This window comes from Pseudoalteromonas sp. Z1A6 (assembly GCF_011378745.1).
Taxonomy (GTDB): domain Bacteria; phylum Pseudomonadota; class Gammaproteobacteria; order Enterobacterales; family Alteromonadaceae; genus Pseudoalteromonas; species Pseudoalteromonas arctica.
Genome location: NZ_WTKW01000641.1, coordinates 1 through 1,010, shown reverse-complemented (window position 1 = coordinate 1,010; position 1,010 = coordinate 1). Strand labels below are relative to the sequence as shown.

Annotated in this window: 2 protein-coding genes; one reads left to right on the top strand and one right to left on the bottom strand. The window is 35.0% G+C overall.

What is annotated here, in order from left to right:
* Positions 1-21 precede the first annotated feature (21 nt).
* Positions 22-318 carry a helix-hairpin-helix domain-containing protein gene (locus GQR46_RS20080; protein ID WP_165728711.1) on the bottom strand — a complete coding sequence of 99 codons (297 nt, stop codon included), beginning with the start codon at positions 316-318 and terminating at the stop codon, positions 22-24.
* A gap of 313 nt (positions 319-631) precedes the next feature.
* Between GQR46_RS20080 and GQR46_RS20075 the strand changes: the two genes are divergently transcribed.
* Positions 632-949: a YebG family protein gene (locus tag GQR46_RS20075; protein WP_165742291.1), complete on the top strand. Its 318-nt coding sequence runs from the start codon at positions 632-634 to the stop codon at positions 947-949.
* The last annotated feature ends 61 nt before the right edge of the window (positions 950-1,010 follow it).

Genomic DNA, 1,010 nt, shown 5'->3' with positions numbered 1-1,010 from the left:
CCTGATTATTACTTAATAGCTTTAAAGTGAAATTTTCCCCTCTAATTTAGCTAATAGTTTTTTACCAATTCCTTTAACTTGCGATAAATCACTGACGCTTTTAAATTCACCGTTTTCTTCACGATAATCCACAATTGCCTGCGCTTTTTTCTTACCTATACCCGGTAGCTTAGCAAGCATATCTGCATCAGCATTATTTATACTAATTGTCTCAACTTGAGGCATTTGCTTGGTTACTTCCGATAGTTGTGCATATACGGTAGTTGCAGGTAGTAAGCATAATAAGCTTATGATGAGTAAATTTTTTAACGTTTTCATTAAACTTGCCCTTATTCTTCTTTTCTTAATTTTGAGTATTGCTCAGGAAATCAATAAATAAGGAACTGTAAAGTTCATCACTTAAAGTGTACCTAAGCGCATTATCACTATGATCCGAAATCCTGAAAATGCAGCTGGTACAACAAAGTGATTGCTTAACTAAAGTAAAGTTACCGTTTTTTGTCAAATTTAAGACACCTAAAAATTAATACTTCACGCTTGCAAATTTACTTACAAACCATTACTGTACATAAAAACAGTAATCTAATGGTTTTTACAAACCACAGTGCCAAGCAATTTTGCAGGAGAAATCATGGCTGTTGTTGTTAAATATGTTGTAGAACGAAACGGAGTCGAGCGTATGACGTTTACTACCAAAAAAGAAGCTGATGCTTATGACAAGATGCTCGATATAGCAGAATCACTTGAGCTAATGCTAGAAAAGGTAGACGTACCGCTTAGTGAGCAACAAATTGAATCACTTGCTTTAGAAATAGCGAAAAGCAAAGATGACTTTATGACTATATTAAAGGGCGGCAAAGATCCCGTTGTTGCCAAAGCGCCAACAAAAAGTAAAAAGTCAGATAATGTTGCATCAATTGAAGATAGCAACGATAAAAAAGCAAGTTAACTCGTAGATTGCCCTTTCCTCGGACGGGACAAACTAAATAAAAAAGGGAGCAACTAAGTTG

Bases quoted from the DNA above. Each gene is read 5' to 3' on its own strand.
- GQR46_RS20080 (WP_165728711.1), bottom strand. From the start codon at position 318: ATGAAAACGTTAAAAAATTTACTCATCATAAGCTTATTATGCTTACTA.
- GQR46_RS20075 (WP_165742291.1), top strand. From the start codon at position 632: ATGGCTGTTGTTGTTAAATATGTTGTAGAACGAAACGGAGTCGAGCGT.